Genomic DNA, 20,980 nt, shown 5'->3' on the forward strand with positions numbered 1-20,980 from the left:
ACACTCAATGAATTACAAATCGATCTTCAGGGATGCTGCCGTGGTCGCAGGATTATTGCTTTCGACCGCGGGCGCAATCGCCGCGGGCCCGGCCAGCAATGCGCTCGGGGACACAAGCATGCGCCGCGACGTGCTGTCAGGCACTACCGACGACTCGCAAACCCCGGCAACCGGCGATATCGCCGAGTTACAGCAAATGATTCGCGACGGCAAAGTCCGGGAATTGCGCACGACTTATAACGGCAGTTATGGCGCGAGCCTCTTGTACTACCCCGACGAAATGCTTTACTACGTCGCAATGTTTCAGCAAAAGAAATTCTGGCGCGTAATCAAGACGCAAAATGATGCGCGCGCTGAAACGGTATATGCAGATTTTGCCAAATCTACGATGCAGCTTTCCGATACTGAAATCCGCCGCATCAAACTGGAAGCGGAGAAATCGTACGCGGACCGCTTGATCGCGACGCAGCAAAACCGGGCGAGCCGCCTGCAGGCGGACCTCGAAGTCGCGCGGGCGCAGCAAAGCCAGGTCGCCGATCGCCAGCAACAGCAACAGGAAGCGATCCGCGCGCTGCGCAACGAGCAGGCGGCGGCGCAGGCGCAACTGCGCGCATTGCAGGCGCGCGTGCAGGATCTGCAGAAGCAGCAGGAAGGCGATCTGCCGACGCCTTCCAGATGACATCCAGGGCAGGCTAATGCCAGATGGCGGCGAGCGATTTTTTAAACCAGGCGCGCCGCTCGCAAAAGGCGAGCAACGCGTTGCAAATGCCCGCTCCGCTTTAAGAGTTTTCGCGTGAAAAGCGCTGTATACCCCGTGCTAAGATTCCGCGCGATTTTCGGATTCCCGATTATTTCGAGATCTGGGTCGTCGGCATGAGGCGAATAGGGTGGCTGTGAAGATCGGGTTGTCGTCGGTGCCCCTGCAGTGCGTATTTGTCTCGATTTTTTCAGTCATAGAGTAATTTCAGAACGGTAACCAGGATGTCTAAAAAACTAGTAGTCGCAAGTATTCTCTCGATCAGCGTGATCGCCGGTTGCACCACCGTCGCCCAGGGTCCGACGTTCAACGTGTATCAGATCCAGACGTCGAACGGTATGAAGGCGTATCGCGCGGAATGCCACGGCGCGTTCGAAACCGTCGCCGCATGCGTCTCGGCTGCGCAGAAGGTCTGCGGCGACCAGCCCGCATACAAGCTCGACACGATGGAACGCCTGCGCGCGCCGAACGAGGACGCGAGCGATCCGCGTATCGTCACGTTCCAGTGCGGTGCGCCGCAAACCGCCGCCGCACCGGTGCCGGCACCCGAGCCGGCTCCGCAACCGGCGCCGGAAATGCCGCGTCAGATCAACCTGAGCGGCGACGCGAACTTCGCAACCGACAGCGCATCGCTGACGCCGAAAGCCACGGACACGCTTGACCAGTTCATCGAGGCTGGACAAAACGTGACGTTCAAGTCGGTGCGGGTTGCCGGCTACACGGACTCGACAGGTTCGGCTTCGCATAACCAGAAGCTCTCCGAGCGTCGCGCACAGTCGGTCATGTCGTACCTGAAGGGCCACGGCCTGCGTTCGCAGAGCTACTCGGCGCAAGGCTTCGGCGCATCGAGCCCGGTGGCGTCGAACGCGACGACGGCTGGGCGCGCGCAGAATCGCCGTGTCGAAGTCAGCGTGAGCACGCAGCAATAAGCTGAATCGCGTATCGTCCGCGTGACGCAAAAAACCCCGCAAGCCCAAAAGGCTTGCGGGGTTTTTGCTTTGTGTGCTCAGTCGCGCGGATTCAGAAGAGCGTGAGTTGCGCGCGCCCCGGTCCGCCTTCGAGCGTCAACAAATGCTGCTTGCGTTCGATGCCGCCTGCGTAGCCCGTCAACGTGCCGTCGCCGCCGATCACCCGATGGCACGGCACGATGATCGCCACCGGATTGCGCCCGTTCGCCCCGCCCACCGCGCGCGACGATCCCGCCGGCAAGCCGAGGTGCCGCGCGAGGTCGCCGTAGGTCCAGGCATCGCCGAAAGCGATGTCGCGTAGCGCGCTCCACACGCGCTGCTGGAACCCCGTGCCGTCGAGCCGCAGCTTCACGGAAAACGCGCGCCGCTCGCCGGCGAAATACTCGTCGACCTGTTCGCGCGCTTCCTCGATCACGCGCGGCAGTGGCGCGCCCTCCGAGAGCGTCGGCTGTGCGATGCCCGCCGGAAAATGCTTCTGTCCGACGAAGAAAAGGCCCGTCAGGCTGTCGCCCTCGGAGCGGTACAGGATGTGCCCGATCGGACTCGGCGCCACATGGCATTCGATCATTTCGCGTCCCGGCTTGCGATGCGTCGCGTCAGATGAACGGATTCCCGGTTTTGCCGGTCGGCGCAGCAGGTTCTTCCGCGAGTTTGGCGGGCAGCGCGGCGTCCTTCTGCAACGCGTCGACGATCGCGTTCACCGCTTTTTGCAAAGCGAGCGCCGTCGTAAGACCAGTCTTGTCGCGGGGAATCTCGATGTCGGCGGCGATCGCGATGCGCGTCATGCCGTTCGTGACGGAGAACGCGTCGCCGTTGACGTTGAGCGCGTCGGTATCGTTGGCAAATGGTTTAAACACCTTTCAGTCCTCCAATTCGTTTGTCTTTCAGCGACTCGGGGATGCCGGGAAACCGCAGCCCGCTCATCGTCTCGAGTTCGTGCACGGTCTTGACCGTGTAGTCCCTGGTCGGGGCGCTGTTGTCGACGACGACCGCGAACGACAATTCGCGCGCGGGCAGATACACGACCTTGTAGAGCTGCGTCGGCACGAACACGCGCGATTCGCCGATCGTCTGGAGCTCACCACCCGAGAACAGCGGCCCGGTCACGACGTAGGCATCGCCCGATTCTTCCGTCAGACGCCGCACCGCTTCCTCGATGCGCGACCAGATGCGCCGGTTGTTCGACGGATTCTGCGGCACGATGTTCGCAAGCGAGAACGATTCGGCCATGCCTTTCTTGCTCCAGCGGTCGCCGGCGGGGCTCATGTGGCCGCGATCGTAGCCGCTCTTCTTGTAATCGGAGAGTTGCGCGCTCTCGCTGGGCGGCAGCTTGCGCTCGGCGAAGAAGCGATTGGTGCGCGTGTTGTTCTTGGCGTCGTCGACGTGCTCGGCCGTCAGGTGTTCCGCCGACCAGAGCGGTCCTTTCGTCACGCCGGAGTGCAGGACGGCGAAGTCGGAATAGCAGAGTTCCTGCGTGGCCGCGCGCATCTTCTGGTTGACGACCACGGGTGGCTGGCCGCCGGGGCTGAATTGCGCGCAGTCGCTGGCTGCGGCGGTGAGGGACGAGGCGCAGAAAAGCGCGGCGACGAATGCCTTGAGGCGTGCTGTCATGCTCGGGTCTTGAGGGCGCCTGGGACGCGCGGCAAATGATGGCCGCAAAGTATAAGACGTTAGCGCGCGCAGGCGATCAAAAACCGCGCGCGATAGAATCTTCCGCACCGAGTTCGCCCACTTCGATCGCTTCCATGACCTTCAAGAGCCGCTTGCTTTCTGCTTTGATCGCTGTCGCCGCGCTCCACGCCCACGCCGACGAACCCGCATCGCAACCCGCCGGCAACGACGGCCCCGTGTACGGCCCCGAGCTGCAAGGCTTCGATTACCCGTACCCGGTCGCGCAGTTCGCCATCACGTCGCAGCGGCAGGTCGTGAAGATGGCCTACATGGACGTGCATCCGGCGCGTCCGAACGGTCGCACGGCGGTGTTGCTGCACGGCAAGAACTTCTGCGCGGCGACGTGGCGTCAGACGATCGAGACATTGACCGACGCGGGTTATCGCGTGATCGCGCCGGATCAGATCGGCTTCTGCAAGTCGACCAAGCCCGTGCGCTATCAGTACAGCTTCCAGCAACTCGCGCGTAACACGCACGCGCTGCTCCAGGCGCTCAACGTGCACAATGCGACGCTCATCGCGCATTCGACGGGCGGCATGATCGCCGTGCGCTATGCGCTGATGTATCCGCGCGAGACGGAGCAGATCGTGCTCGTCAATCCGATCGGCCTGGAGGACTGGAAGGCGAAAGGCGTGCCGTCGATTTCGATCGACGACTGGTACGCGCGCGAGCTGAAGACCAGCGCCGACGGCATCCGCCGCTACGAGCAGAGCACGTATTACGCGGGTCACTGGCGCGCCGACTACGAACCGTGGGTGCAGATGCTCGCGGGCATGTATCGCGGATCGGGGAAGGAGGTGGTCGCCTGGAACTCGGCGCTGCTCTACGACATGATCTATACGCAGCCGGTCGTGTATGAATTCGACCAGTTGCGTACGCCGACGCTGCTGCTGATCGGCGACAAGGACACGACCGCGATCGGCAAGGACTTCGCGCCGCCGGAGATTCGCCCGACGCTTGGCCGCTATCCCGATCTGGCGAAATTGGCGGCGGAAAGGATCGCGGGGGCAAAGCTCGTCGAGTTTCCGGAGCTGGGCCATGCACCGCAGATGCAGGACCCGGCGGCGTTTCATAAGGCGTTGCTGGAGGGGTTGGCGGCGGCGAACCGCTGAGCGTTCCGCCACCGTACTCCTGCGTCGTTCACGGCCAGTGGAAACGGCTTCGCGAATGTTCAGGGAGACCGCGTGTGGATAGGCTGTAGTCAGCCAGGTGCGGACAATCGACGTCGACGGTGGGATCGTTGGCAATCGTTCGCCCTGCCCTAGAAAGCAGAAGTCCGCTTTGCCATCTACGAATCTGCGCCTGTACGCCGATGCTCAATTCGCAAGTCCCGCAAAGGCCGTCTGTTCAACGTTGGCTCGCCCTGATGCGGATGTTTTCAGTATGGTGCAGCGGGTGGGTTGCGAGGCGCGGTTTCGATCGGAACTCGCCGCCGGAACCGCGACGGCCCACAAACAACCCGTCCTAAGCCGGGCCCAGTCGGCGCTCGATAGCCGGCAACTGCACCCCCAACGTCACCCCGCGCGCGATCATAAAAACCGTCATCGCGAGCCACAGCCCGTGGTTCCCGAGCGGCCCCGCCAGCGCCCACGCCGCCAGCAGGAAGACCGCCGATGAGGCGGTCATCGCCAGCATCAGCTCACGCGTGCGCGTCGCGCCAATGAACACGCCGTCAAGCTGGAACCCCGCCACCGACGCCAACGGCGACGCCGCCGCCCACGGCAGATACTGTAGCGCGGCGGTGCGGATCGAAGCCTGATCCGTCAGCAAGCCGACGATCCACGCGCCGCCCGCCCAGTACACCAGCGAAAACCCCGTCGCGCCGATCACCGACCAGAACATCGTCACCTTCACAGCCTGCCGGAACGCATGCCGGTCGCGCGCGCCCGTCGCCGCGCCCACGAGCGCCTCGGCCGCGTGCGCGAAGCCATCGAGTCCGAACGCCATGAACGTCTGGAAATTGAGCAGCAGCGCATTCGCGGCGAGAATCGCGTCCCCTTCGCGCGCGCCGAGATGCGCGAACCAGCCGAACGAGCCGAGCAGGCAAAGCGTGCGCACGAAAATATCCCGATTGATCACGACGAGCCGCTTCAGCGCATGCGAATCCGACAACGCGCTCCATGCGAGCGGCGGAAGTCCGCGCGGACGCAGCCGCCACAAAATCGCCATGCCGAGCGCGAAACCACAGGCGTCCGCGGCGGCGGTCGCGGCGCCGATGCCCGCGATCGCCCAGTCGAATCGATACACGAAGACCAGCACCGCGACGATATTCACCGCGTTGATGAACACCTGCGTGAGGAGCGCGAGCCGCACGCGCTGGCAGCCGAGCAGGTAGCCCAGTACGACGTAGTTGGCGAGCGCGAACGGCGCCGCCCAGATGCGCGCGTGGCAATAGAGGCGCGCGGTCGCCTGCACGGCCTCGCTGCCGCCGAGCGCGCCGACGCCGAAGGCGATCAGCGGCGTCTGCACGGCGAGCACCACCAAGCCGATCGCGGCGGCGAGCAACAGCGCGCGCAGGAGCGTGGCGCGCAGGGCGTCGTCGTCGCGGGCGCCGAAGGCTTGCGCGACCAAGCCCGTCGTGCCCATGCGCAGGAAGCCGAAGCCCCAGAACACGAAGCTGAAGACGAGCCCGCCCAGCGCGACGCCGCCCAGATACTGCGGGCCGTCGAGATGCCCGGCGACGGCGGTATCGACGGCACCGAGAATCGGCTGTGTCAGATTCGCGACGACGATCGGAAACGCGAGCATCAGCACGCGGCGATGCCAGCGCACGGGTAGCGGCGGCGGATCGAGGGGAGTGGTCAATTGGACTCGGTGGGAAGGCGCAGGCGCTATTGTGATGCAACCGCGCACGATTTCCACGGACGATAATGTGCGCCTATGAAAACCTTCTTGCTCTACGTCGTGACGGCGATCGCCGAGATCGCCGGCTGCTATTTTCCGTATCGATGGCTGAAGGCGGGCGGCTCGCCGTGGCTGCTCGTGCCCGGCGCGCTCGCGCTCGCGCTGTTCGCCTGGCTGCTGACGCTTCATGCGACCGCCGCCGGGCGCGTCTATGCGGCGTATGGCGGCGTGTATATCGGCGTGGCGATTGGCTGGCTCTGGGCGGTCGATCGCATTCGGCCGACCGCATGGGACTTGGCGGGCGCGGCGATCGCGCTTGCCGGCATGGGTGTGATCGCGTTCCAGCCACGCGGGTGAAGGCGCGTCAGGGTTTGCGTTCCATGATGCGCTCGGGGTTGACCGGCGCGGTGAAGCCGAATTTCGCGTAGAGGCCGTGCGCGTCGGAGGTGACGAGCATCATGCGCCGCAGATCCTGCAAATCGTCGTGCGAGAGGATGCACGCCATCAGCCACGTGCCGAGTCCCTTGCCCTGATGCCCGGGCAGCACGAAGACGTCGGCGAGATAGGCGAAGGTCGTGGCATCGGTGATCATGCGCGCGTAGCCAATCTGCGCGTCGCGCTCGAAGAGGCCGAACGCAAGCGATCGCCGCGCCGCGCGCTCGACCTTCGCGCGCGCAATGCCCGGCGACCAGTACGCGACTTCGCTCAGATAGCGGTGGATGACGTCGAACTGGAATTCGTCGACGTTCGTCGTCACGCGGTAATCGTCCTTCGTCCATTGCATCGATGCGCTCCCGGTTTCAACCGGGTTCGAGCATAAGCGAGGTCAATGCACCTTGTACACGCGTCCGGTCTCCGCGCCTTCGACGCTGCGGCTGTACGCCAGCGCGACGCGCGCGCCCGGCGCCGGTTCGAAGCCCCGGAAGTACGGGCCGAAGCTTTCGGCCGCTTCTTCGAGCATCGTCGGGCTGACGGCGTTGATGCGCAGTCCACGCGGCAGTTCGATCGCCGCTCCCCGCACGAAGCCTTCGATTGCGCCGTTCACGGCGGCCGCGCTCGCGCCCTGGAGAATCACCTCCGCGCCGACGATGCCGCTCGTCAGTGTGAACGAGCCGCCGTCGTTCAGGTAGTCGCGCGCGGTGAGGACGAGGTTGACCTGGCCCATCAGCTTGTCGTCGAGACCGCGGCGGAACTGCGCGGGCGTCATCTCGACGAGCGGGCCGAAGTGGACGTGGCCGGCCGCGGCGACGATCGCGTCGACGCGGCCGATGGAATCAAACAGGCGGCGGATGCTGTCGACGTCGGTCAGATCCACGCGATGCGCGCCGCGCGTCGCGCCGATTTCGACTGCCTCATGGCGCTTGGCAAGTTCCGCGAACACGGCCCGGCCGACGGTGCCGGTTGCACCGATCACAGCGATTTTCATGGCTTTGGCTCACTCGAAAGGGAATGAGCCATTGTGCGCGGGCGGCGCGGGGAAACAAAGCCGCGTCTCATTGGAGCTTTGCCAACCAGCGGTTTTGAATCGTCAGACTGGCTGGGCTACTGCGCGAGCTGCCGGAGCCAGAAGGAACAACGACGCACTCAGCTTGCACACGACCGCCAGCCCGGACACAACAGCGGCTGCGGGAAAGACCTGCCACTGGAGCGCGAGCGTCGGCGCGACGAGCACCACCGACGCGAATCCCAGCGCGACCGTCACCCAGCGCGCCCACTGCAGGCGCGCCGCGACGCACAGATAAAGCACGCCGACCAGCACGCGCGCCACGACCGATGCCGCGAACGGATGACCGCCGGCGGCATCGGCGGGAAGGCCGATCAGGAGCGACAGACCTAGTTCCGCCCATGACAGCGCGTAAGCGAGCGCGAGGCCCGTGAGCGCGGCGGCGTGGCGCTCGCCGCGCAGGAGGCGCGCGGTCCACGCCGCTGCACGATTGGTTTCGATGGCACTGACGGCGTCGCGAGAATACGCGTTCACAGCACTCATGTCCTGCTCCCCAAGGTTGGTCGGCCCGATAATTTTTGGAATCCGGGAGGGCGATCGCACAACTCGTGCCTGCTCCGGGCGCCCGGTGGAACGGCGGTTGCTCAGGTTTTGCTCAGGTCGATGGACGAAACGGCAAAGGAGCCCGCGATGATCGACACGAAAGAGCAAAACCCGCATTCCGAACGCGACGAAGAGGACGTGGACAAGGCCGTCGAGGACAGTTTCCCGGCAAGCGATCCGCCCGCGACGGGCGGCGTGACACGCATCGAAAGCGAGGATGAGAAGGGCAAGAAGGCGTAGTGAATTTGCCATAGAAGAGGGGCCGCAAACTATACGGCCCCTATGCTTTGATCAGGCGGAGAAGCTATTTCTCCCGCCGCTGCAACTCGATCAGCCGCGACGGCCGCATGTGATTGAGCGCGTAGTGCTTGCGCCCGCGCAGCGTGTGTCCGTGCGGATCGCGTCCCTGGAAGCGCAACTTCTCTTCGATCTCGCGAACGGGCGGCTCGACCATACCCTTGTCGATCATCAGATAGCCGCGCTCCAGCGCGAGCAAGAGGCCGTTGCGCGCGGGACGGCTGTCGAAGCCGCCGAGGCCGTCGCCCATCTCGCCGACGAAGTTCACGAGCGTCGCATTCGTCGTGACGATGGCGTCGGGTTCGCGCTCGCGCATCTCCATCTCGCGCTTCGCATCGCGGTTCTTGCCGTCGGTGTCGACGGTGTCGTCTAGCGAGCCGTCGTTGAGCACGTCTAGCCCGACTGGATGATGGAATGCCGCCTTCGTATCAGCGGCAGCCGCAGGCTTTGTCGACCGCTCGCCGCTCGCCTGCCCAAGCCCCGCTTCCTGCCCGCTCGCCGCCTTCGCTGCATCCTGGACCTTGACGTGGGCCGTCTCGGTCTCGGGCTTCTTGATCGGGCTATCGGCTGCACGTTGCACCTGCTTGTCCTGCGTTTCGTCGTTCTTTGCGTTGCTCATGATGCGCTCCTGTTCAGCCAAACAAGGGGATGCGCTTGCAAGACTCGTTCCGGCTTTTTAGCGACGGACCCGTGAGCCTTGTCGGAGCGAACCTTCAGATTACCACCAGAAATCACGAACGTTTTTCAACCCAAGGCACGTTTTCTACAGAGTATGATTTGGACCTGCCAGCGCTCAAGTCCCACGATTCATCATTGGCCAACGGGCTTTGCCACTGTGCACGAGCGCTGCGAAATCGAATTAGCAGGGCACTTTCACACAGGTGACTCATGCAACAAGATGCTGCTTTTTCACATCGCGGCTATCTGCTCAATTGTGCGCCCGCCCGGGCCGGAGATGGCAGCTTTCAGCCCTACGTCGTGATATCGCGATCGAGCGATGGCGAACTCGTGGCGAACCGCTTCTTTCCGTCGGAACTGCGCTTTCGCAACCCGGACGAAGCGATTGCCCACGCGCGCGACTGGGCCGTCCGATGGATCGATGCGAGCAACATCACCGTCTGAACGCGTATCTCCGAAAGCTCAGCGCAAGCCTGCGCGAAGCGCGCCGCATAAGCTGCTGCGAAACCGGCGCTGTCACAGCGATCCGCAAAAAACGGTTAATCTTGGGACACTGTTTTCAACGCGCCGCTCCAGGCGAACCGTCCTTTTCCGTCTATCGCCACCATGCCGAACAAACTGCCATCGCCTCCCAACGATCCGTCCCGCGAGTGGGGACTGGCCGAAATCGTCGCCGGCCTCAGGGCATCGCGCGAGGACTTGCATCGCACGCGCCATCCGCTCGGCATTCGTGAATTGCCGTCGCGCGAGGCGATCGTGCGGATCGTCAACGGCCTGCGCTCGGCGCTCTTTCCGACGCACTACGGCGCGCCCGATCTGACCGACGAAAGCGTCGACTACTACGTGGGCCAGACGCTTGAAAGCACGCTGCGTCTGCTGCACGAGCAGATGCGCCGCGCGCTGCGCTTTCTGCCCCAGTACCGGGACTCGAGCGACGCCGAGTTGAGCAATCACGCGTTCGATATCGCGCGCGAGTTCGGCACGCAGTTGCCTGCGATCCGCGCGCTGCTCGTCTCCGACATCCAGGCCGCGTTCACCGGCGACCCGGCCGCGCAGCACATTACGGAGATTCTTCTGTGCTATCCGGGCGTCTGGGCGATGACGCATCACCGGCTCGCGCATGCGCTGCATCGCTTGGGCGTGCCGCTCCTGGCGCGCTTCATCAACGAGATCGCGCACTCGGCGACCGGCATCGACATCCATCCGGGCGCGACCATCGGCCCGAGCTTTTTCATCGATCACGGTACGGGCGTGGTGATCGGCGAGACAGCGATCATCGGCGAGCGGGTGCGTGTGTATCAGGCGGTCACGCTCGGCGCGAAGAGTTTTCCGTCGAGCAGCGACGGCACGCTCGTGAAGGGCAACGCGCGCCATCCGATCGTCGAGGACGACGTCGTGATCTACGCGGGCGCGACGATTCTCGGCCGCGTGACGATCGGGCGCGGTTCGGTGATCGGCGGCAACGTGTGGCTTACGCACAGTGTGCCGCCGGGGAGCAATGTGTCACAGGGGAAGGTGCGCGAAGGCGCGGGCGCCGAGCCGCCGGACAACGGGCACCACAGCTACGGCGCCTGACTCAGGTGTTCGAGACGCTGTAGGCGTTCTGATTGCCGACGATCGCGAGGAATTCGCGGCGTGTCGAAGGATCGTCGCGGAAGGCGCCGAGCATGCGCGACGTGACCATCGACGCGCCCGCCTTGTGAACGCCGCGCGTCGACATGCACTGATGCGCAGCCTCCAGAATCACGCCGACGCCGAGCGGCTGCAATACTTCATCGAGCGTATCGGCGATTTGCGCGGTCATTTTTTCCTGGATCTGCAGGCGCTTGGCGAAGGCATCGACGAGCCGCGCCAACTTCGAAATGCCGACGACGCGCTTGCTCGGCAGATACGCGACGTGCGCGCGCCCGATGATCGGCACCATGTGATGCTCGCAGTAGCTTTCGAAGCGGATGTCCTTGAGGACGATCATCTCGTCGTATCCCTGGACCTCCGAGAAAGTGCGCTGGAGGATCTCGCGCGGGTCCTGCTCGTAGCCCCGGAAGAATTCCTCATACGCGCGGATGACGCGCGCCGGCGTATCGCGCAGACCTTCGCGGCGCGGATCGTCGCCGGCCCAGCGCAGCAAGACGCGCACGGCGGCTTCGGCTTCTTCGCGGCTGGGACGATCGGCGGAGCCCGCCGGCATGTCCGAAGCGGAAGGGGTGGTTTTGCCCGAGACGCTCATCGAAGACTCCTGTTCCTCTTGGTTGAAGAGGGCCATTGTTCCATGTTTCGAGATTCCGACAGGCCTGTCAGGTCTTTCCGCCGCCGTCGATGCCCGAGCCCGTACGCCAGGCTTCCTTTCCTTCTTCGGTCAGCTTGCCGCTGCTGTGGTCCTTGTCCGGCTGCGTGCCTTCCTGCGCCATCGAACCGCCTGGCTGCTCCTCGGCCTTCTGCTTCTGGCCCTTGCGCTGGGCGATGCGGTCTTCCTGTGAACGTCCGGCGTAGTTGCTCATGTCGTGTCTCCTTTGATGAGGACATTTGACACGCGCGCAAGCGGCGTTCCAAGGGGGTTGGCTTCGCGCATTCTTATGCACGAAGCGCGCCAACGCTTGAGCGTGACAGTGTGTTCGCGTAGCGCTTACTGCGGGCCGTGGTCTTCCATGCCGCCGAGCACCATCCACGACAGGCCGAACTTGTCCGCGACCATGCCGAAGCGCTTGGCGAAAAACGTCTGCGTGAGCGGCAGTTGTACCTGTCCGCCATCGGCAAGCGCGTTGAAGCACTGCTCCGCCTTTTCGATGTCCGCCACGGTCAGCGACAGCGACACGCCCTGGAAATTCGGCTTGCCGGAGCACATGCCGTCGGAGGCCATGATCACCGAGTCGCCGACACGGAACGACGCGTGCATGATCTTCTCCGCCATCTCGGGGCGGGTGTTGCAGGCGTTGTTCTCCGGCGGGCCTTCCTTGTAGCGCATCATCATCGCCGGCTGCGCGCCGAGCTTTTCCGTGTAGAACGCGAGCGCTTCCTCGCAACGGCCTTCGAAGAACAGATAGGGTTGTACCAGCATGTCTACTCCTTGGGTTATGAATGGTCGTCGGGGTCCATGTCTATATTGAGCGGCATCGATACGTGTTCGTGCACCACGCGCCATTCGCCGTCGATCCTGCGAAAACACGCGGTGCCGCGCGTCAGATTGTCCTGCTCGCCGACGACCACGCGGTTCACGCTATGCGCGAAGGCGACGTCGCCGCTCGCGGCCACTTTCACGTCGGGCATTTCGAACGAGAACGGTCCTTTCATCGAATCGAACCAGCCCTGCCAGTGCTCGCGATAGCGCTCCGTTCCGGTGAAGGACGCAGGCGGCACGATATCGAACACGACGACATCGCTTGCATAGTGTCGCATCAGCAAGTTCACGTCTTTCGCGACGACTGCCTGCCGCCATTCCTCGATGATTTCGCGGATGCGCGCTTCGTCGCTCTCTGGTGCATTTGACTTGGTCATGATTGGACCTCCGGGTTTCGCTGGCGCTTGGGGGTGGCGGTGGGGTGGGGGTTGGGGGTTCAACACCGTTTGATGCACCAGGGCTTCAATGGACTTTCGTTCTTATCGGTCTATTAGCTCTGCCCCTGTCCGGGGCGGGACTTACTTTCTTTGCTGCTGCAAAGAAAGTAAGCAAAGAAAGCAGCTTCCACCCGCCTATCCTTGCCTCATACCTCCAGACCACTCCCTCGGAGTGGTCCGACCGGGGGAGTGTCGTCAGCGCGGTTTCGTCGTTGTTGGCACGAAGAAGCGGGCGCGCATCTCGCACAGCGACAGGGAGTGGATCAGCAATCATTCATCCGGCCTCGCGCAAAGCGCTCACCCGAGAGGCGAGACTCAAACCAATGGCGTGCTTGCGCTTGCCAACCGCGCATCGAAGCCCCGCCACTAGCATACCTGTCGTCGGGCACGTAGTGCCAGGACGGATGAATGACTGCTGTTCCACTCTGAGTGGCTTCGCGACGTGCGCGCCCGCTTCTTCGTGCCAACAACGACAAAACCGCGCTGACGACACTCCCCCGGTCGGACCACTCCGAGCGAGTGGTCTGGAGGTATGGGGCAAGGACTGGCGGGTGGAAGCTGCTTTCTTTGCTTACTTTCTTTGCAGCAGCAAAGAAAGTGAGTCCCGCCCCGGACAGGGGCAGAGCTAATAGACCGATAAGAACGAAAGTCCATTGAAGCCCTGGTGCATCAAACGGTGTTGAACCCCCAACCCCCACCCCACCGCCACCCCCAAGCGCCAGCGAAACCCAACCCGAGGTGGCGCGCCGTCGAATCAATCGCGGTCTTCGCCTTCTCCATGATCTCGTCGATTTCCGTATGCGATATGACGAGCGGCGGTGAGAGCAGCATACGGTCGCCGGTTGCGCGCATCACGAGGTTGCCGTTGAAGCAGAAGTCGCGGCACAGCGTCCCGATCTCGCCGCCGTTCGCGAAACGCTTCCTCGTGCGCGGCTCTTCGGCAAGCTGGATGCCCGCGACCAGCCCGGCACCGCTGATTTCGCCGACGATCGGATGCGCCCCGAACGTCTCGCGCAAACGCTTTTGAAAATACGGTCCGGTGTCGCGCTTCACGCGTTCGATGATCCCTTCGTCGCGCAGCAGCGTGAGATTCGCGACCGCCACCGCCGCCGCGACCGGATGCCCCGAATACGTGAGTCCGTGATTGAACTCGCCGTTCTCGATGATCACCCGCGCCACACGATCATGCAGGCCCACCGCGCCCATCGGCACGTAGCCGCTCGTGAGCCCCTTCGCTAGCGTAATGAGGTCCGGTTCGAAGCCGAAGTGCTGATGCGCGAACCATTCGCCGGTGCGCCCGAATCCTCCGATGACTTCGTCGGCGGCGAGCAGCACGTCGTACTTGCGGCAGATGCGTTGTATCTCCGGCCAGTACGTGCGCGGCGGAAAGATTACGCCGCCCGCGCCCTGGAACGGCTCGCCGACGAACGCCGCCACGTTCTCCGCACCCGCTTCGAGGATCGTCGCTTCAAGCTGACGTGCGCGCGCGAGACCGAACTCGTCCGGCGTCATATCGCCGCCTTCGCCGAACCAGTACGGCTGATCGATATGGACGATGTTCGGCACCGGCGACGGCATCTGCTCGTGCATGTAGTCCATGCCGCCAAGCGTGCCGCCCGCGATCGTCGAACCGTGATAGCCGTTCCTGCGCGAGATCACGATTTTCTTCTGCGGCTGGCCGAGCGCGGCCCAGTAGCGATGCACGATACGCAGCATCGTATCGTTGCCTTCGGAACCGCTGTTGCAATAAAAGAAGTGATTGAACGGCGCGGGCGTGAGTTCGGCGAGCAGCGCCGATAGTTCGATGACAGGCGGGTGTGTGGTCTTGAAGAACGTGTTGTAGAAGGGCAGTTCCTGCATCTGACGATACGCGGCATCGGCCAGTTCGCGGCGGCCGTAGCCCACGTTTACGCACCATAGCCCCGCCATGCCGTCGATCATGCGGTTGCCGTCCGAGTCCCACAGATACACGCCCTCGGCCCTCACGATCACGCGACTGCCCGCGCGATTGAGCGCGCCCATATCGGAGAACGGATGGATGTGATGCGCGGCATCGAGCGCGCGGTATTCGGCGGTGGTGCGTGCCGGCTTCAGAGCGATTCTGTCGTTCATGTTGGTCCCCTGGTGCCTTAGACGTGCAATAGCAAATGCTTGCGTTCCCACGAACTGATCACGCGAAAGAACGCTTCGAACTCGGTTTCCTTCAGCGCGAGATACGCGCGCACGAACTTCTCGCCGAGCATCTCTGCAAGCGGCTCGCACGCGCCCATCAAAGTGAGCCCTTCTTCCAGATTGCGCGGCAACTGATACGCGAGCGCGTAGCCGTCGCTCGCGAGCGGTTCTGTCGGTTCGAGATGCTGCGTCATGCCGAGATAGCCCGCCGCAAGCGTCGCCGCAATCGCGAGGTACGGATTGCAGTCGACGCCCGGAATGCGGTTCTCGATACGCCGCGCGGCTGGCGCCGAATGCGGAATGCGAAAGCCGACGGTGCGGTTGTCGTAGCCCCATTGCACGTTGATCGGCGCAGCCATGAAGCGCGACAGCCGCCGATACGAATTGATGTACGGCGCGAAGATTGGCATCAGCGCGGGTGTGTATTTCTGCAGCCCCGCGATATAGCCGTGAAAGAGCGCCGTTGCTTCGCCGTCGCGGCCGGTGAAGAGATTGCGCCCGCTCTCGGCATCGACGAGGCTCTGGTGCACGTGCATCGCCGAGCCCGGTTCGTTTTCCATTGGCTTCGCCATGAACGTCGCGTACATCTTGTGGCGCAGCGCCGCCTCGCGCACCGTGCGCTTGAAGAGAAACACGCGGTCGGCGAGATTGAGCGGATCGCCATGCAGGAAGTTGATCTCCATCTGCGCCGCGCCCACTTCGTGGATCAGCGTATCGACTTCGAGTTCCTGCACGTCGCAATACTCGTAGATGTCTTCGAACAACGGATCGAACTCGTTGACGGCTTCGATCGAATACGCTTGACGTCCCGTTTCGGGCCGCCCCGTTCTGCCGATCGGCGGCTGCAGCGGCAGGTCCGGGTCCTTGTTCATGTCGACGAGAAAGAACTCCAGTTCGGGCGCGACGACCGGCTTCCAGCCCTTCGCTGCGTACTTCTCCAGAACCTGGCGCAGCACGCGGCGCGGCGAGATCGCGACGGGCGTGCCGTCGAAGTGCACGCAGTCGTGAATCACCTGCGCGGTCGGATCGACGGCCCACGGGATCAGGCGAATCGTCGATGGATCGGGCACGCAGACCATGTCGGGATCGGTGACGCCGGTGAAGCTGCCGTCGGCGGGATAGTCGCCGGTGACGGTCTGGATCATCACGGCTTGCGGCAGCCGCATCGACTCGCCCGATTCGAACTTGCTGCGCGGAATGATCTTGCCGCGCGCAGTGCCGGCCATGTCGGGGATGATCGCCTCGATCTCGGTGATTCGATGCTTCTTCAGAAACTCGTCGATGTGTTGCATGGCTTCATCCTTGGGTTGAAGTGGTGCGACATGCGTCGCCGAAGGCGCGGAAGATGGCGCGCGAGAGCGGGTCGTCAGCGTGTTTCCATTCGGGGTGCCATTGCAGCGCGAGCGCGAAGCTCTTCGCGTGCTTGACGCTGATCGCTTCGATGACGCCGTCGGGCGCGACGGCCTCGACTTCGAGACCGTCGCCCAGGCGGTCGATGCCTTGCGCGTGCAGCGAATTCACGCGTGCTTCGCGCAGGCCGCTCAAACGGTGCAGCATGCCGCCCGCGCTGATTTCGACCGGATGCGACGGGCCGTATTGCACGTCGAGCGGATCGTCCTTGCGCTCGCGATGCGCTTCATGAACATCCTGATTCAGCGTGCCGCCGAACACGACGTTCATCTCCTGAAAGCCCCGGCAAATCGCTAGGACAGGCACGCCGCGCTCGATTGCTGCGCGCATCAGCGGCAGCGTGGTGGAATCGCGTGCGGGATCATGCGACGTGCCAGGAGCGCTCGCAGCAGCGCCATAACGATGCGGCTCGACGTTCGAATGGCTGCCGGTGAAGAGCAGGCCATCGACGGCCGCGAGCACATCGTCCACAGGTTGCTTTTCGCCGAGCGCGGGCAGCACGAAGGCGAGTGCCTTCGCGCCGTCGACGATCGCCGTGATGTACTTTTCTCCCGCGACGTGCGAGGGATGGGCGCCGATCATCGTTCGATCGGCGCTGATGCCGATGACAGGTAGTGTTCTCATAACAGCGTTAATAAGCGGGCAGCACTTCGCCCGCGGCCTTTGCGCTTGGCAAGACCGCTGGAAATAACGATCGATCGTCAGCGTCGAGCAGACGCGACGAAGCGCACGCTCAAGCGCGATAAACGAATCGAACGACGAAGGGAAAGGTGAGGCTTAAAGAGGCGCTACGGCAGCAGCGACGACACGCCGACGCAATGAACCGCGATGAACGCGCGTGCGGCGACGGAGTTGTGGCGTCGCACGGAGCGGCGCGACAGGATGGTGAAGGCGGACTGGAAGCGGCGATCGAGTAGCTTGCCGCAGCGACCGATGATGGAGCATTCAGCACGGGGATGGCCCGCGTACTGGCTTCTGCTCCATATGACCAACGGGCTTCGGACTCTCACGATTTCACTCGGATGTTGAGGGTGCAGGGTGGTGTCACAGTTCAGGCTGACGATTCCCTGTCATTCAGGATATACGAGCCAATATCATCGTCAATACGTTTTTTCCAGCAGCCTGTGACGCTTATTCGGCAACCGCGACACCGCACGAAGCATTTCATCGATAATTACGCCTCTTTCGCCAATCGCCACAGAGCCGATGCTTTCCAACCTGGCCATACAACTCGTCAACGGACTCGCCGATGCCTGCGCGCTCTTTCTCGTCGCGTCGGGCCTCTCGCTGATCTTCGGCGTGACCCGCATCGTCAACTTCGCGCATGGCTCGTTCTACATGCTCGGCATGTATGTCGCGTGCAGCCTCGCGAACCGCTTCGGCGCGACCGTGGGCGGCTTCTGGCTTTCGGTGGTGGCGGCAGCGTTGATGATCGCGGTGCTCGGTGCGTTGGTCGAGATGGTTGTCCTGCGGCGGATCTATCAGGCGCCCGAGTTGTTCCATCTGCTCGCGACGTTCGCGCTCGTGCTGATCTTGCGCGACGCCGCGCTCTATATCTGGGGGCCGCAGGATCTCTTCGGGCCGCGTGCGCCTCATCTCGCGGGCGCCGTTGAATTGCTCGGCCATCAACTGCCCGCGTACAACGTCGTGCTGAACGTCATCGGTCCGCTCGTGCTCGGGGCGCTCTGGTATGCGCTCACGCGCACGCGCTGGGGCACGCTCGTGCGGGCGGCGACGAGCGACCGCGAGATGCTCGGCGCGCTCGGCATCAATCAGGCGTGGCTCTTCACCAGCGTGTTCTTCGCGGGCGCGTTTCTCGCGGGGCTGGGCGGCGCGTTGCAGGTGCCGCGCATGTCGGCGAATCCCTCGCTCGATCTCGATACGATCGGTAACGCGTTTGTGGTCGTCGTGGTCGGCGGGATGGGGTCGATTCCGGGCGCGTTCGTTGCGGCGCTGCTGATCGCGGAGATCAAGGCTTTGCTGATCGGCATTGGACATGTGTCGGTGTTCGGCATCGACTTTTCGCTGAGCAAGTTTACGCTCGTCGCGGAGTTCGTCGTGATGGCGATCGTGCTCGTCGTGCGGCCGTGGGGCCTTTTCGGACGCGCGCAAACCGCCGTGCGTGCGATGGGCGCCGCTGAAACGCCGTTGCGTCCGGCAAGCAAGCGCCTGAAGCGGGGCGCTGCGATCGTCGTGCTGCTGCTCGCGCTCGCGCCGCTTCTGGCCGGACAGTTTCCGTATCTGCCCGTACTGCTCGTCGAGATCATGATCGCCGTGCTGTTCGCCACGAGCCTGCACTTCATCATGGGGCCGGGCGGCATGCATTCGTTCGGGCATGCGGCGTATTTCGGGCTCGGCGCATACGGCGCGGCGCTCTTCCTCAAAGTGTTCTCGTGGCCGATGGAGCTCGCGCTTGTGTTCGGCCCGCTGCTCGCCGCGCTCGGTGCAATCGTGTTCGGCTGGTTCTGCGTGCGGCTCTCGGGCGTCTATCTCGCGATGCTCACGCTCGCGTTCGCGCAGATCGTGTGGTCGGTCGTGTTCCAGTGGGACGCGGTGACGGGCGGCAGCAATGGCATCCTCGGTCTGTGGCCTTCGCCCTGGCTGAGTTCGTCCATCGCGTATTACTATGTGACGTTGATCTTCGTCGTGGCCGGCGTATGGTTACTGCGACGCATGCTCTTCACGCCGCTCGGCCACGCGATGCGCGCCTCGCGCGATTCGCCACTGCGTGCCGAGGCCATCGGCATCGACGTGCAGCGCATCCAGTGGACCGCGTTCGTGATCGCGTCGATTTTCTGCGGCCTCGCGGGTTCGCTCTATGCATTCTCGAAGGGCAACATCTCGCCGGACGTGATCAGCGTCGGGCGCTCCGTCGACGGCCTCGTGATGGTGCTGCTGGGTGGCGTGCAGACGCTTGCCGGGCCGATCGTCGGCGCAGCGGTGTTCACGTGGCTCGAAGACACGGTCGCGCGTCAGACCGACTACTGGCAGGCGCTCCTCGGCGCCGCGATCCTGCTGCTCGTGATCGCGTTCCCGCAGGGCATCGTCGGCTTCGTGCGCGAACGATTCGCGGAGGCCGAGTGATGCTGCTGCGCGTCGGCAACCTCTCCAAATCGTTCGATGGCTTCAAGGCCGTCGATGGCGTCACGTTCGAAGTCCCCGCAGGACGGCTCGTCGCGCTGATCGGTCCGAACGGCGCGGGCAAGTCGACCTGCTTCAACATGGTCAACGGCCAGTTGAAGCCGACCTCGGGATCGATCCGCTTCAATAATCAGGAAATCGCCGGCATGCGTCCGCGCGACATCTGGCGGCTCGGCGTCGGACGCACGTTCCAGATCGCGGCCACGTTCAATTCGATGACCGTCATCGAGAACGTGCAGATTGCACTTGCATCGCGCGATAAACATTTGCTCGGCTTGTGGAAACCGGCGTCGGCATCGCATACGGATGAAGCGATGGCGCTGCTCGAACAGGTGGGCATGGCGGGACACGCGCGGCGTGCATGCGGCGTCCTCGCGTACGGCGACGTTAAGCGTGTCGAGTTGGCGATCGCGCTCGCGAACCAGCCGAAGCTGCTGCTGATGGACGAACCCACTGCCGGCATGGCGCCGAACGAGCGCAACGACCTGATGGCACTGACGAAGCAACTCGTGAAGGAGCGCGACATAGGCGTGCTTTTCACCGAACACAGCATGGACGTGGTGTTTGAATACGCCGACAAACTCATTGTGCTTGCGCGCGGCAAGCTGATTGCACAAGGCGACGCCGAGACCGTCCGCAACCACGCGCACGTGCAGGAGGTGTATCTCGGCACCGGCAAGTCGTTCACGCCGCGCGCGACCTTCGCGGGCGGAGTCAGGCGATGAGCGGCGATCAACCGATGCTCGCCGTCTCGAGCCTCAATGCGTTCTATGGCCGCGCGCAGGTGCTGTTCGACGTCGGCCTCGAAGTGGGGCGCGGCGAAGTCGTGGCGCTGATGGGCCGCAACGGCGCGGGCAAATCGACGACGATGAAAGCCGTCATGGGCCTCATGCCCCGCACGTCGGGCACGGTCGCCTTCAGGGGTCACGAGATCGGCGGATGGCAGCCGTATCGCATCGCGCGGCTCGGGCTCGGCTTCGTGCCGGAGGACCGGCGCGTGTTCGGCGACCTCACCGTGATGGAGAACCTCGACACCGGCCGCCAGCCGCCGCGCGAAGGTGCGCCTGTGTGGACGCCCGAGAAGCTCTTTCGCCTGTTCCCGAATCTCGGCGAGATGCGTGAGCGTCTCGCGAGCCGCATGAGCGGCGGTGAGCAGCAGATGCTCACCGTCTCGCGCACATTGATGGGCAATCCGCATCTCGTGCTGCTCGATGAACCGTCGGAGGGCGTGGCGCCGGTGATCGTCGAGCAGATGGCGAACATGATTCTCGAACTGAAGCGCGAGGGGCTGTCGATCCTGCTGTCCGAGCAGAATCTGCATTTCGCCGAACTCGTCAGCGATCGCGCCTACGTGCTGGAAAAAGGACAAGTGCGCTTTTCCGGCACGATGGACGAACTCACGTGCGACGAAGCGCTGCGGCGCGATTACCTGAGCGTATGAGC

Annotated in this window: 25 protein-coding genes; 10 read left to right on the plus strand and 15 right to left on the minus strand. The window is 63.7% G+C overall.

Going from position 1 to position 20,980, the window contains the following annotated elements:
- The first annotated feature begins 7 nt into the window (after positions 1 to 7).
- Both AWB65_RS14755 and AWB65_RS14760 read left to right on the plus strand, forming a co-directional pair.
- Entirely contained in the window at positions 8 to 679 is a 672-nt protein-coding gene (locus tag AWB65_RS14755) for a DUF2968 domain-containing protein (RefSeq protein WP_087667862.1), read from the plus strand.
- 302 nt (positions 680 to 981) lie between these two features.
- The gene (locus AWB65_RS14760; RefSeq protein ID WP_087667863.1) at positions 982 to 1,686 is read left to right on the plus strand and encodes an OmpA family protein; all 705 of its coding nucleotides are present in this window, start codon (positions 982 to 984) and stop codon (positions 1,684 to 1,686) included.
- A 91-nt stretch (positions 1,687 to 1,777) separates the two neighbouring features.
- Here AWB65_RS14760 and AWB65_RS14765 read toward each other — a convergent pair whose 3' ends face one another.
- From AWB65_RS14765 to AWB65_RS14775, 3 genes are read right to left on the minus strand one after another with little or no spacing between them, the layout of a single operon-like run.
- Entirely contained in the window at positions 1,778 to 2,293 is a 516-nt protein-coding gene (locus AWB65_RS14765) for a methylated-DNA--[protein]-cysteine S-methyltransferase (RefSeq protein WP_087667864.1), read from the minus strand.
- A gap of 28 nt (positions 2,294 to 2,321) precedes the next feature.
- On the minus strand, positions 2,322 to 2,582 hold the full coding sequence (locus AWB65_RS14770) for a hypothetical protein (protein ID WP_087667865.1): 261 nt from the start codon (positions 2,580 to 2,582) through the stop codon (positions 2,322 to 2,324).
- A complete protein-coding gene (locus AWB65_RS14775) occupies positions 2,575 to 3,336 on the minus strand; it encodes a DNA/RNA non-specific endonuclease (RefSeq protein WP_087667866.1) in 762 nt (253 codons plus the stop codon). Before AWB65_RS14775 ends, AWB65_RS14770 begins: the two co-directional genes overlap by 8 nt.
- Before the next feature lie 134 nt (positions 3,337 to 3,470).
- Here AWB65_RS14775 and AWB65_RS14780 point away from each other — a divergent pair, with 134 nt between their 5' ends.
- Positions 3,471 to 4,508, plus strand: coding sequence for an alpha/beta fold hydrolase (locus tag AWB65_RS14780; protein ID WP_087667867.1), 1,038 nt, complete (start codon positions 3,471 to 3,473; stop codon positions 4,506 to 4,508).
- Positions 4,509 to 4,860: 352 nt separating this feature from the next.
- On the opposite strand, the gene AWB65_RS14785 is transcribed toward AWB65_RS14780, so the two are convergent.
- Entirely contained in the window at positions 4,861 to 6,144 is a 1,284-nt protein-coding gene (locus AWB65_RS14785; RefSeq protein ID WP_087667926.1) for an MATE family efflux transporter, read from the minus strand.
- A gap of 132 nt (positions 6,145 to 6,276) precedes the next feature.
- On the opposite strand from AWB65_RS14785, the gene AWB65_RS14790 reads away from it, so the two are divergent.
- Positions 6,277 to 6,597, plus strand: a complete 321-nt coding sequence (locus tag AWB65_RS14790; RefSeq protein ID WP_087667868.1) for a YnfA family protein — start codon at positions 6,277 to 6,279, stop codon at positions 6,595 to 6,597.
- 7 nt (positions 6,598 to 6,604) lie between these two features.
- Here the strand turns inward: AWB65_RS14790 and AWB65_RS14795 are convergent, their stop codons facing one another.
- From AWB65_RS14795 to AWB65_RS14805, 3 genes are all read right to left on the minus strand, one after another.
- Entirely contained in the window at positions 6,605 to 7,024 is a 420-nt protein-coding gene (locus tag AWB65_RS14795; RefSeq protein WP_087667869.1) for a GNAT family N-acetyltransferase, read from the minus strand.
- A 42-nt stretch (positions 7,025 to 7,066) separates the two neighbouring features.
- Positions 7,067 to 7,666, minus strand: a complete 600-nt coding sequence (locus AWB65_RS14800) for a short chain dehydrogenase (protein ID WP_087667870.1) — start codon at positions 7,664 to 7,666, stop codon at positions 7,067 to 7,069.
- Between the two features lie 102 nt (positions 7,667 to 7,768).
- A complete protein-coding gene (locus AWB65_RS14805; RefSeq protein WP_200821722.1) occupies positions 7,769 to 8,227 on the minus strand; it encodes a hypothetical protein in 459 nt (152 codons plus the stop codon).
- Positions 8,228 to 8,374: 147 nt separating this feature from the next.
- Between AWB65_RS14805 and AWB65_RS36665 the strand changes: the two genes are divergently transcribed.
- On the plus strand, positions 8,375 to 8,527 hold the full coding sequence (locus AWB65_RS36665) for a hypothetical protein (protein ID WP_200821723.1): 153 nt from the start codon (positions 8,375 to 8,377) through the stop codon (positions 8,525 to 8,527).
- A gap of 64 nt (positions 8,528 to 8,591) precedes the next feature.
- Here AWB65_RS36665 and AWB65_RS14815 read toward each other — a convergent pair whose 3' ends face one another.
- The gene (locus AWB65_RS14815; protein ID WP_087667872.1) at positions 8,592 to 9,203 is read right to left on the minus strand and encodes a DUF3005 domain-containing protein; all 612 of its coding nucleotides are present in this window, start codon (positions 9,201 to 9,203) and stop codon (positions 8,592 to 8,594) included.
- 269 nt (positions 9,204 to 9,472) lie between these two features.
- On the opposite strand from AWB65_RS14815, the gene AWB65_RS14820 reads away from it, so the two are divergent.
- Both AWB65_RS14820 and epsC read left to right on the plus strand, forming a co-directional pair.
- Positions 9,473 to 9,706 carry a hypothetical protein gene (locus AWB65_RS14820; protein WP_087667873.1) on the plus strand — a complete coding sequence of 78 codons (234 nt, stop codon included), beginning with the start codon at positions 9,473 to 9,475 and terminating at the stop codon, positions 9,704 to 9,706.
- A gap of 162 nt (positions 9,707 to 9,868) precedes the next feature.
- On the plus strand, positions 9,869 to 10,837 hold the full coding sequence (gene epsC, locus AWB65_RS14825; RefSeq protein ID WP_087667874.1) for a serine O-acetyltransferase EpsC: 969 nt from the start codon (positions 9,869 to 9,871) through the stop codon (positions 10,835 to 10,837).
- Between the two features lies 1 nt (position 10,838).
- Here the strand turns inward: epsC and folE are convergent, their stop codons facing one another.
- The 7 genes from folE to AWB65_RS14860 form a co-directional block, all read right to left on the minus strand.
- The gene (folE, locus tag AWB65_RS14830; protein WP_087667875.1) at positions 10,839 to 11,489 is read right to left on the minus strand and encodes a GTP cyclohydrolase I FolE; all 651 of its coding nucleotides are present in this window, start codon (positions 11,487 to 11,489) and stop codon (positions 10,839 to 10,841) included.
- Positions 11,490 to 11,556: 67 nt separating this feature from the next.
- The gene (locus AWB65_RS14835) at positions 11,557 to 11,760 is read right to left on the minus strand and encodes a hypothetical protein (RefSeq protein ID WP_087667876.1); all 204 of its coding nucleotides are present in this window, start codon (positions 11,758 to 11,760) and stop codon (positions 11,557 to 11,559) included.
- Positions 11,761 to 11,885: 125 nt separating this feature from the next.
- The gene (locus AWB65_RS14840) at positions 11,886 to 12,317 is read right to left on the minus strand and encodes a VOC family protein (RefSeq protein ID WP_087667877.1); all 432 of its coding nucleotides are present in this window, start codon (positions 12,315 to 12,317) and stop codon (positions 11,886 to 11,888) included.
- Between the two features lie 14 nt (positions 12,318 to 12,331).
- The gene (locus tag AWB65_RS14845; protein ID WP_087667878.1) at positions 12,332 to 12,754 is read right to left on the minus strand and encodes a YybH family protein; all 423 of its coding nucleotides are present in this window, start codon (positions 12,752 to 12,754) and stop codon (positions 12,332 to 12,334) included.
- A 729-nt stretch (positions 12,755 to 13,483) separates the two neighbouring features.
- On the minus strand, positions 13,484 to 14,926 hold the full coding sequence (locus tag AWB65_RS14850; protein WP_087667879.1) for an aspartate aminotransferase family protein: 1,443 nt from the start codon (positions 14,924 to 14,926) through the stop codon (positions 13,484 to 13,486).
- A gap of 17 nt (positions 14,927 to 14,943) precedes the next feature.
- Positions 14,944 to 16,278: a glutamine synthetase family protein gene (locus AWB65_RS14855; protein ID WP_087667880.1), complete on the minus strand. Its 1,335-nt coding sequence runs from the start codon at positions 16,276 to 16,278 to the stop codon at positions 14,944 to 14,946.
- Between the two features lie 4 nt (positions 16,279 to 16,282).
- Positions 16,283 to 17,020 (minus strand): gamma-glutamyl-gamma-aminobutyrate hydrolase family protein, encoded by a 738-nt coding sequence (locus AWB65_RS14860; protein ID WP_087667881.1) that lies wholly within the window; start codon positions 17,018 to 17,020, stop codon positions 16,283 to 16,285.
- Between the two features lie 582 nt (positions 17,021 to 17,602).
- On the opposite strand from AWB65_RS14860, the gene AWB65_RS14870 reads away from it, so the two are divergent.
- Genes AWB65_RS14870 through AWB65_RS14880 form a run of 3 tightly spaced genes read left to right on the plus strand, consistent with a single transcriptional unit; the run spans position 17,603 to position 20,978 of the window.
- Entirely contained in the window at positions 17,603 to 19,480 is a 1,878-nt protein-coding gene (locus AWB65_RS14870; protein WP_087667882.1) for an ABC transporter permease, read from the plus strand.
- Positions 19,477 to 20,262 carry an ABC transporter ATP-binding protein gene (locus AWB65_RS14875; protein WP_087667883.1) on the plus strand — a complete coding sequence of 262 codons (786 nt, stop codon included), beginning with the start codon at positions 19,477 to 19,479 and terminating at the stop codon, positions 20,260 to 20,262. The genes AWB65_RS14870 and AWB65_RS14875 overlap by 4 nt, the downstream gene beginning before the upstream one ends.
- Positions 20,259 to 20,978 (plus strand): ABC transporter ATP-binding protein, encoded by a 720-nt coding sequence (locus AWB65_RS14880; RefSeq protein WP_087667884.1) that lies wholly within the window; start codon positions 20,259 to 20,261, stop codon positions 20,976 to 20,978. The genes AWB65_RS14875 and AWB65_RS14880 overlap by 4 nt, the downstream gene beginning before the upstream one ends.
- Positions 20,979 to 20,980: the final 2 nt, after the last annotated feature.

The sequence above is a fragment of the Caballeronia humi genome (assembly GCF_001544475.1).
Lineage (GTDB): Bacteria > Pseudomonadota > Gammaproteobacteria > Burkholderiales > Burkholderiaceae > Caballeronia > Caballeronia humi.

Excerpts from the sequence above, each read along its gene's own strand:
- AWB65_RS14780 (WP_087667867.1), top strand. The coding sequence starts at position 3,471 with ATGACCTTCAAGAGCCGCTTGCTTTCTGCTTTGATCGCTGTCGCCGCG.
- AWB65_RS14835 (WP_087667876.1), bottom strand. The coding sequence starts at position 11,760 with ATGAGCAACTACGCCGGACGTTCACAGGAAGACCGCATCGCCCAGCGC.
- folE (WP_087667875.1), bottom strand. The coding sequence starts at position 11,489 with ATGAGCGTCTCGGGCAAAACCACCCCTTCCGCTTCGGACATGCCGGCG.
- AWB65_RS14775 (WP_087667866.1), bottom strand. The coding sequence starts at position 3,336 with ATGACAGCACGCCTCAAGGCATTCGTCGCCGCGCTTTTCTGCGCCTCG.
- AWB65_RS14790 (WP_087667868.1), top strand. The coding sequence starts at position 6,277 with ATGAAAACCTTCTTGCTCTACGTCGTGACGGCGATCGCCGAGATCGCC.
- AWB65_RS14840 (WP_087667877.1), bottom strand. The coding sequence starts at position 12,317 with ATGCTGGTACAACCCTATCTGTTCTTCGAAGGCCGTTGCGAGGAAGCG.
- AWB65_RS14880 (WP_087667884.1), top strand. The coding sequence starts at position 20,259 with ATGAGCGGCGATCAACCGATGCTCGCCGTCTCGAGCCTCAATGCGTTC.
- AWB65_RS14845 (WP_087667878.1), bottom strand. The coding sequence starts at position 12,754 with ATGACCAAGTCAAATGCACCAGAGAGCGACGAAGCGCGCATCCGCGAA.
- AWB65_RS14765 (WP_087667864.1), bottom strand. The coding sequence starts at position 2,293 with ATGATCGAATGCCATGTGGCGCCGAGTCCGATCGGGCACATCCTGTAC.
- AWB65_RS14800 (WP_087667870.1), bottom strand. The coding sequence starts at position 7,666 with ATGAAAATCGCTGTGATCGGTGCAACCGGCACCGTCGGCCGGGCCGTG.
- AWB65_RS14815 (WP_087667872.1), bottom strand. The coding sequence starts at position 9,203 with ATGAGCAACGCAAAGAACGACGAAACGCAGGACAAGCAGGTGCAACGT.
- AWB65_RS14860 (WP_087667881.1), bottom strand. The coding sequence starts at position 17,020 with ATGAGAACACTACCTGTCATCGGCATCAGCGCCGATCGAACGATGATC.
- epsC (WP_087667874.1), top strand. The coding sequence starts at position 9,869 with ATGCCGAACAAACTGCCATCGCCTCCCAACGATCCGTCCCGCGAGTGG.
- AWB65_RS14795 (WP_087667869.1), bottom strand. The coding sequence starts at position 7,024 with ATGCAATGGACGAAGGACGATTACCGCGTGACGACGAACGTCGACGAA.
- AWB65_RS14855 (WP_087667880.1), bottom strand. The coding sequence starts at position 16,278 with ATGCAACACATCGACGAGTTTCTGAAGAAGCATCGAATCACCGAGATC.
- AWB65_RS14850 (WP_087667879.1), bottom strand. The coding sequence starts at position 14,926 with ATGAACGACAGAATCGCTCTGAAGCCGGCACGCACCACCGCCGAATAC.
- AWB65_RS14805 (WP_200821722.1), bottom strand. The coding sequence starts at position 8,227 with ATGAGTGCTGTGAACGCGTATTCTCGCGACGCCGTCAGTGCCATCGAA.
- AWB65_RS14870 (WP_087667882.1), top strand. The coding sequence starts at position 17,603 with ATGCTTTCCAACCTGGCCATACAACTCGTCAACGGACTCGCCGATGCC.
- AWB65_RS14760 (WP_087667863.1), top strand. The coding sequence starts at position 982 with ATGTCTAAAAAACTAGTAGTCGCAAGTATTCTCTCGATCAGCGTGATC.
- AWB65_RS14785 (WP_087667926.1), bottom strand. The coding sequence starts at position 6,144 with ATGCTCGCGTTTCCGATCGTCGTCGCGAATCTGACACAGCCGATTCTC.
- AWB65_RS36665 (WP_200821723.1), top strand. The coding sequence starts at position 8,375 with ATGATCGACACGAAAGAGCAAAACCCGCATTCCGAACGCGACGAAGAG.
- AWB65_RS14820 (WP_087667873.1), top strand. The coding sequence starts at position 9,473 with ATGCAACAAGATGCTGCTTTTTCACATCGCGGCTATCTGCTCAATTGT.
- AWB65_RS14755 (WP_087667862.1), top strand. The coding sequence starts at position 8 with ATGAATTACAAATCGATCTTCAGGGATGCTGCCGTGGTCGCAGGATTA.